The following is a 7,920-nucleotide window of genomic DNA, read 5'->3' as shown; positions in this document are numbered from 1 at the left end:
TTCAATCTTTCAATCCTTCAAACACTTCAAATGGTTTTTGTAACAGTTCAGGTGTATATTTGAACAGCTAACGGTTGAGGTGTTTGGAATGTTTGGGTCGATTGGATTATGTTTGCCCATCTAATTTAATTAAAAACAATGAAAGATTTAAAAAATTTTGCTTTGATAATAATGGCTAGTTTTGCCATAAGTTGTAGTAAAGACGATGCTACAACAACAGATACATCGGGAGGAAGTGCAACTGTGCCAGCAATTTATCAAAAAATATACGGAGCAACAAGCATCACCAGCGACGGGACTTATGTGTATATCAAAACCAATTGTTTGCCAGATCACAAAAGCCCCTATTATGCTACAACAAATGCCTTGTACGAAGCCTATTCGGGTACTACTTTTGGCGGCAATACGTTTGCACAAAACCCTAACAGCATTGTGCAACAAACGGGAACCATCAAAATACCGTTGAATCCTGTTGTTGCTACTACTCATGCTGCTACACCACTAGGCCCCATAGGAGTTGCTCTTAATGGAGTACCTTTTTTTAATCAATATGCGGGGCCCAATAATCAAGTATTGACCAGCGAAATTAATTCGTTTGACAAATATTATGGACATCCACAAAATCAAGGGATGTACCATTATCATGTGGAACCATTGTATTTGACGACCGTAAAATCGACCAAATCTGGTTTGATGGGTTTTCTTTTAGATGGTTTTCCTGTGTATGGCCCCAATGAGGAAAATGGTACGGTGGTAACCAACAGTACTTTAGATGTTTATCATGGTCATACCCACGCCACGGTTGATTATCCAAATGGAATTTATCACTATCATTTTACCGCCGAAGCCCCTTATTTGAATGGCAACGGGTTTTATGGTACTCCAGGAACGGTTTCGCAATAAATGAAAAGACTCGTTTTTTTTGTGGCAATGTTTTTGGCTTTTTCTTGTATAAAGAAAGAGCCAAAAGTACCCCATATTTTTCAATTGAAATCAGCCAAAATGGTTCGTTTTGTAAACGATGTAGCTTTTGTAAACCAACAAAAATTTTCGGGCTATTTGTATGATTTGTATCCTAATAAAGACACGGTTTCTGTTGAAGGTTTTATAAACGGAAAATTGTGGGGACGTTGTAGAAAATGGTATCCTAACCAACAATTGATGGAGGAGCGATTTTATTATCAAGGTCGAAAAAACGGCACACAAACGGCATATTGGGACAATGGCAACAAACGATTTGAGTTTGTAGCCTAAGATGACGCTTATCAAGGCGAATTGAAAGAGTGGTCGTTTGATGGAAAACTTAGTCATGTTGGCCATTTCAAGGAGGGACAAGAGGAGGGAAGCCAAAAAATGTGGTATGATACGGGCAAAATTAGGGCCAATTATGTAATAAAAAACGGAAAAAGATATGGATTGTTGGGTACTAAAAACTGTAAGAATGTATCGGATAGTATTTTTGTTGTTAAGTAGTTGTTTGGTAATTAGTTGCAATAAAAAAGAAGTGGTAAAACTGCCTTATTACAACACTCCCGATTTTACGCCTTTGTTTATTGATGACGATTCGGAGGTTGAAGCCAAAATCAAGCATCAAATAGCCAATTTTTCTTTTATAAACCAAGACAGTACCTGCATTTCGCAAAAAAATGTGGAAGGAAAAATTCAGGTAGCCAATTTTATTTTTACGTCATGTGGCAGTATTTGTCCTGTGATGACTACCAATTTGAAAATTGTAAACGATAGTTTGGGCAAAGATACTGATGTTGTTTTGCTGTCTTTTTCTGTAACTCCTTGGATTGATACTCCTTTGGTTTTAAAGGAGTATAAAAAACGAAACGGCATTCAAAATCCGAATTGGCATTTTTTGACGGGTACTAAAGGCGGTATTTACAAACTTGCCCGAAAATCTTATTTTGCTGAGGAAGATTTGGGTTTTACCAAAGACAGCACGGAATTTTTGCACACCGAACATATTATTTTAGTGGACAAAACCAAACGGATTCGAGGCATTTACAACGGCACTCTTTCATTAGAAATGCTGCAATTAGTGGAAGACATCAAAACATTAAAAAACGAGTCGGATTGAAAAAAAATGAACATAAAACCTTAATGAATCTTAATGCCTTAATGTTTAAAAAAATAATTTAATGTTTAAAAAAATGAAACATTAAGAAATTAAGTTTATTAAGATTTATTGTTTGAAAAAAAATTACATAAAACCTTAATGAATCTTAATGCCTTAATGTTTAAAAAAAAAATAAATTATTGTTTAAAAAAATGAAACATTAAGTTTATTAAGATTTATTGTTTGAAAAAAAATGAACATAAAACCTTAATGAATCTTAATGCCTTAATGTTTAAAAAAATAATTTAATGTTTAAAAAAATTGAAAATGAAAAAATATTTAATACTTATCTTGTTTACAACGCTATCGATAGCACAAAATAACAAACAAAATATTCGTGGAATTGTACTCGATAAATTATCTCAAACCCCCATAGCTGGGGCAAACATTCAGGTGCAAAATTCAGAAAAACAAACCCAAACCGACGATAAAGGACAATTTGTGCTTACAGAATTGGCACCAGATCGGTATGCCCTAAAAGTTACTTTTTCGGGATATAAAGAGGTTTTGCTAAGCAATATCATAGTTACATCGGGCAAGGAAGTATTGTTGGAAATAATGTTGGAAGACGAATACAAACAATTGAATGAAGTAGTTGTCAATTCCAAAAATAGTTCGGGAACAATAAATAAGTTGGCCTCTGTTAGTGCCAGAACTTTTTCTACAGAAGAAGTAAACAGATATGCCGGTGGGAGAAGCGATGCAGCTCGTTTGGTAGCTAATTTTGCGGGTGTTAGTGCCACAAATGATAATAGAAATGATATTGTGATTCGAGGCAATTCGCCCATTGGAGTTTTATGGAGAATTGATGGCATGAGTGTTACCAACCCAAATCATTTTGCAACAGCTGGAACAACTGGAGGAGCTGTGAGTGCAATTAATACCAATTTTTTAAAGAATTCTGACTTTTTCACTTCTGCATTTCCTGCTGAATATGGCAATGCAACGGCAGGTGTTTTTGATCTAGGATTTAGAAACGGAAACAATAAAAAAAGAGAAACAACAATTCAACTGGGGGTTATAACAGGTGCTGAAATCACTACAGAAGGTCCAATAAATAAAGAAAAAGGTTCTTCTTACTTGGTTGGTTATCGATATACATTAGCCAGTTTAGCACAAGCCGTTGGAGTAAACATTGGGACTACGGCAACTCCTAGTTTTCAAGATTTGTCGTTTAAAATTAATGGTGGTACTTCGGCTATTGGCAAATTTTCGGCTTTTGGAATTTTGGCTACTTCATCAATAAGTTTGGATAATGGTGGTGGTCTTTTTGGCGGGAATGGATCTGTAGATTTAGGAAGTAAAATAGGAATTTTTGGAGTAAATCATTTCAAACAAATTAATGCCAATTCTAATATTAGTACTACTATTGGATTAAATTATACTCAATCAGAACAAGACAATTCAGATACAAATAAAATGACAAATGTTTCTATTCAAACAGAGGAAATTAATTTTAAAAACTCTGGAATTGTTATCGCTACAAATTATAGTTCTAAATTAAATTCAAATTTATTCTTAAAAGCTGGATTACAAAACGAGTTTATTGGAATCGACCAATTTTATAGATATAGAAAGAACGAATTGGAGCCTTGGACGAAGCAGTTAGACGGAAAAAACAATACAAGTTTAAGTCAAGGTTATGCTCATTTGAAATATAGATTTGGCGAAAAAACAACTTTAAATGCTGGTTTACATTCACAGTTTTTTCATTTAAATAGTTCATTTGCAATAGAACCAAGATTGGGTCTTATTTACAATATAAATAATAAAAGTAGTCTAAATTTTGGATACGGATTACATGCACAAAACCAACCTATTGCCACCTATTTTGTTCAAAATACGGATGCAAATGGCGTTATTACGCAAACTAATAAAAATTTAGACTTTACAAAAAGCCATCATTTGGTTATGGGATACAACATCAACCCATTCAAAGATTGGCGTTTAAAAGCCGAAGTATATTATCAATATTTATATGATGTACCTGTCAATAATTTTTCTAGTGATTATTCTATTTTGAATACCGGAGCTAGTTTTAAATTAGATTTAGAAGATAATTTAGTAAACTCTGGAACGGGTAAAAATTATGGTGTAGAACTCACTATTGAAAAATTCTTTAGTAATGGTTATTATGGATTATTTACTTCATCAATATACGATTCTAAATATACAGCAAGTGATGGTATGGAAAGAAACACCGCTTTTAATGGAAAATATGTGTTTAATATTTTGGGAGGAAAAGAATGGAAAGTAGGTAAAGAAAATAGAAATGCTTTTTCAATAGATGCAAAATTCACCAATGCAGGCGGAAGAGCATATACACCAATTGATTTGGCAAGTTCGCAAGCAGCTGGTAATGAAGTGTTATCTTCTAATGTATATTCTGATTTTTATAAGAATTACTATCGCTTTGATATCAAAGCAGGATTTGTGATCAATAGCAAAAACAAAAAACTATCTCAAACTATTTCACTTGATATTCAAAATGTTACCAATCATCAAAATGTATTTTCACAGTCTTATGATAGACAAAGAAATACCATAAATTATACCTATCAATTAGGACTTTTTCCTAATTTATTATACAAAATTCAGTTTTAAAATCAAAAGTTAAAGGAATGGCTAAAAATTGTTTTTTTATTTTTAAATTGCAAAAATAAAAGCTATACCATGTCAGGCGATATACTTGATCTTTTTTGTTGAAATTTACAAAAAAATCACTTTCTTTTTTTTTATAAAAAAGTAATATTTTGTAAGGTTAAAAGATGTAAAACAAGTATAAGGTTTGGTATTAGGTTGGCGGAATGCTATTAGTTACGGGATTTTGCGTTAGAGATAGTAATGGAAATCCTTTTAGAAGCCCCCCAGCCCCCAAAAGGGGTGTGTTATTTTGCACGAATATAGTTTCTGAATGTGATTATCAAAAAAAAATTATTTTGCAAAATTATATTTCTTTTGGAGTTCAATGAACATAGTTTGAAACGAATAGTCCGACCCTTGTGGTAACGGCCAAAATATATTAATGCTATTGGCTGTTTTATTTAGAATTTAGAATTAGGTTTAATATAAAAAAAGATGAAATTTTTAAAATTGAAAATAATAAACAAATTAGGGATTGCGATTGCAATAACACTCTTTTTTAAAATCATTTTTTTCCGAATAGAAGATTTTTTTCAATGGGATTTACTCTTTATTATTGCAATTGTATTAATCATTTGGCAAGGAAATGAATTTATAGACAATTGGCTCAATAAACGAAACCCTTGGATTGAAAACGCCAGAAAAAGGCTAACTATTCAAATTTTACTCTCGGTTGTTTTTACCTCAATTACTTTGTTTTCATTAATGGTTCTGCTTCACCAATTTCGATTTGGTGATGGCAGAATTATTAATCGAAAAATGATAGAAATTTTTCCACCTGCTATTTTTTTTACATTTGCTTTTTTGGCTGCAAAAATAGGCATTGAATTTTTTAATGCTTTGAAAAATAATTTAATCGAATTTGAAAGATACAAAACAGAGACTGCTCATGCACAATTACAAAACTTAAAAAACCAATTAAATCCTCATTTTCTATTTAATAATTTGAGTGTTTTGACTTCATTAGTATATAAAAATCAAGACAAAGCGGTTGATTTTATCAACGAATTATCCAAAGTTTATCGCTATGTTTTGGACAACAAAAGCTCAGAATTGGTTCCGTTGTATGAGGAGTTGGATTTTTTAAAACATTATATTTATTTGCAAAAAATACGCTTTGAAGACAGTTTTTTAATCGAAATTAAAGTGGAAGAAAGCAAAAAAAATGATTTCTTATTACCCATGTGTTTGCAAATGGTTGTTGAAAACACCATACAACACAACGAAACTTCGCAAACAAATCCGCTAAAAGTTAAAATTTATACTCAAAATAACGCTTTGATTATTGAAAATCCTATTAAACCCCGAAAAGAAATAGTAAACAGTTCCAAAACAGGTTTGAAAAATATTCAAAAAAGATATTCTTTCTTTACAGACGAAAAAGTAATTATTGAAAACAACGGAACCATTTTTAGAGTAATTTTGCCATTAATTCCAAAAAAATGAATGTTGTAATAATAGAAGACGAAAAATTATCGGCCGAACATTTGGCTGCGTTATTGCAAAAAGTAGATGCTTCAATGGTAGTTACAAACTATTTTGACAGCATTTCTGCCTCGGTATCTGCTTTTAAAGAAGGACTTACTGCTGATTTAATTTTTATGGATATCCATTTGGCAGATGGTAATAGTTTTGAAATTTTTAGTCAGTTTAAATTAGAAATTCCTGTTATTTTCACAACCGCATTTGATAATTATGCTATACAAGCCTTTAAACAAAACAGCATCGACTATTTGTTAAAACCCATTGCCTTGACCGATTTGCAATTTGCATTAAACAAATTTCAAAAACAACAAATTTCAAAAATGGATTTAATATCCAGTTTTGCATCTGCTTTTCAGCAATTTAATAAAACCTATAAAAACCGCTTTTTAGTCAAACTCGGTCAATCGATAGACAGTATTCAAACTATTGATATTCACCATTTTGAAAGCAAAGAGGGGCTTTCATTATTGGTAACTTTCAAAGGAAAACATTTTCCAATTGACTATACTTTGGATCAATTAGAAACTATTTTGCAACCTAATGTATTTTTTAGAATAAACAGAAAGATCATTTTAAACATTCAAGCCATCGATAAAGTAAGTACTTATTTCAATAGCCGTTTGACTATAACTACTGATTTTTTAGACAGTGAAGCAAAAATTGTAAGCAGAGAAAGAGTTAATGATTTTAAAAACTGGTTAGACAATTAGCATGAAAAAAATAATCCGCCTACTCGTTTTGGCAATGCCATACTTTGTATTGGCACAAAGCAACTTAGAAACAAACAATAGTGCCATTAAAATCGAAATGCTTTTTCCAGAAGGGCGAACCAAAGCCCTAATATTGAGTTATGACGATGGAGCCAAACAAGACCGACAATTGGTACAACTCATGAATAAGTACCATTTGATAGGAACATTTCATTTGAATTCTAACAAATTAAGTACCAATAGCTATTTTGACTATTTGAATAAAGACGAAATAAAAGAGCTTTATAAAGGGCATGAAGTCTCGGTTCATACTGCCAATCATCCCAACTTGCCAGATATGAATACCATCGACATTATTTATGAAATTGTAGATGATCGAAGAGAACTCGAACGCTTGGTAGATTATCCCGTGCGTGGCATGGCTTACCCATTTGGCAATACTAACGATGCAGTAATTGATGCAATTAATGGGCTGGGGATTGAATATGCAAGAACGGTTGGAGATACCTATAATTTTGAAATTCCAAAAGTTTTTTTGCGATGGCATCCTACCATACATCAATTTGCAAAAGCCTATTGGGAACCCAATCAACCTGAAAAAGATAAGACAGAAATGGCTCTTTTTTATAAAATAATAGATGATTTCTTAAAAACCAACCAACTTGCAGTATTAGATATATGGGGACATAGTTGGGAAATGGGAGACGACAAAAAAAAGTGGGAGGAAACCGAGACTTTTTTTCGTTTATTGGCTCATAATCCTACTATTTATTATACCAAGCAAATCGATTTAGTCGATTATATTAAGGCATTTAGAAATCTAAAATTTGGTGTCAATAAAAACGTAGTTTACAATTCCTCTAGCACAAATGTTACTTGCAAAATAAACAATAGGATTTATACCATACCAGCTGGAGCAAATTTATTTTTGGATATTAATAAATAAAAATATCGAGT

General features: G+C 32.1%; 7 protein-coding genes. All 7 read left to right on the top strand.

Features of this window, described 5'->3' with window-relative positions; genetic code table 11:
• Positions 1-138 precede the first annotated feature (138 nt).
• The 7 genes from B0A58_RS15230 (at position 139) to B0A58_RS15200 (ending at position 7,909) form a co-directional block, all read left to right on the top strand.
• The gene (locus B0A58_RS15230; RefSeq protein WP_089081753.1) at positions 139-903 is read left to right on the top strand and encodes a YHYH protein; all 765 of its coding nucleotides are present in this window, start codon (positions 139-141) and stop codon (positions 901-903) included.
• The gene (locus tag B0A58_RS16690) at positions 904-1,254 is read left to right on the top strand and encodes a toxin-antitoxin system YwqK family antitoxin (protein WP_207758862.1); all 351 of its coding nucleotides are present in this window, start codon (positions 904-906) and stop codon (positions 1,252-1,254) included.
• A 157-nt stretch (positions 1,255-1,411) separates the two neighbouring features.
• Positions 1,412-2,086, top strand: coding sequence for an SCO family protein (locus B0A58_RS15220; RefSeq protein ID WP_243389513.1), 675 nt, complete (start codon positions 1,412-1,414; stop codon positions 2,084-2,086).
• A gap of 306 nt (positions 2,087-2,392) precedes the next feature.
• On the top strand, positions 2,393-4,729 hold the full coding sequence (locus B0A58_RS15215; RefSeq protein ID WP_089081752.1) for a TonB-dependent receptor: 2,337 nt from the start codon (positions 2,393-2,395) through the stop codon (positions 4,727-4,729).
• Positions 4,730-5,203: 474 nt separating this feature from the next.
• Positions 5,204-6,214, top strand: coding sequence for a sensor histidine kinase (locus B0A58_RS15210; RefSeq protein ID WP_089081751.1), 1,011 nt, complete (start codon positions 5,204-5,206; stop codon positions 6,212-6,214).
• Positions 6,211-6,963 carry a LytR/AlgR family response regulator transcription factor gene (locus B0A58_RS15205; protein ID WP_089081750.1) on the top strand — a complete coding sequence of 251 codons (753 nt, stop codon included), beginning with the start codon at positions 6,211-6,213 and terminating at the stop codon, positions 6,961-6,963. Before B0A58_RS15210 ends, B0A58_RS15205 begins: the two co-directional genes overlap by 4 nt.
• A gap of 1 nt (position 6,964) precedes the next feature.
• Positions 6,965-7,909, top strand: a complete 945-nt coding sequence (locus tag B0A58_RS15200; RefSeq protein WP_089081749.1) for a polysaccharide deacetylase family protein — start codon at positions 6,965-6,967, stop codon at positions 7,907-7,909.
• Positions 7,910-7,920 lie beyond the last annotated feature (11 nt).

The sequence above is a fragment of the Flavobacterium branchiophilum NBRC 15030 = ATCC 35035 genome, assembly GCF_002217205.1.
GTDB classification, from domain to species: Bacteria; Bacteroidota; Bacteroidia; order Flavobacteriales; family Flavobacteriaceae; genus Flavobacterium; species Flavobacterium branchiophilum.
This window is presented reverse-complemented; position numbering and strand designations above follow the sequence as displayed.

What these genes read in the sequence shown, in the direction of transcription:
- B0A58_RS15210 (WP_089081751.1), top strand. Translation starts at nt 5,204, where the DNA reads ATGAAATTTTTAAAATTGAAAATAATAAACAAATTAGGGATTGCGATT.
- B0A58_RS15215 (WP_089081752.1), top strand. Translation starts at nt 2,393, where the DNA reads ATGAAAAAATATTTAATACTTATCTTGTTTACAACGCTATCGATAGCA.
- B0A58_RS16690 (WP_207758862.1), top strand. Translation starts at nt 904, where the DNA reads ATGAAAAGACTCGTTTTTTTTGTGGCAATGTTTTTGGCTTTTTCTTGT.
- B0A58_RS15200 (WP_089081749.1), top strand. Translation starts at nt 6,965, where the DNA reads ATGAAAAAAATAATCCGCCTACTCGTTTTGGCAATGCCATACTTTGTA.
- B0A58_RS15220 (WP_243389513.1), top strand. Translation starts at nt 1,412, where the DNA reads ATGGATTGTTGGGTACTAAAAACTGTAAGAATGTATCGGATAGTATTT.
- B0A58_RS15205 (WP_089081750.1), top strand. Translation starts at nt 6,211, where the DNA reads ATGAATGTTGTAATAATAGAAGACGAAAAATTATCGGCCGAACATTTG.
- B0A58_RS15230 (WP_089081753.1), top strand. Translation starts at nt 139, where the DNA reads ATGAAAGATTTAAAAAATTTTGCTTTGATAATAATGGCTAGTTTTGCC.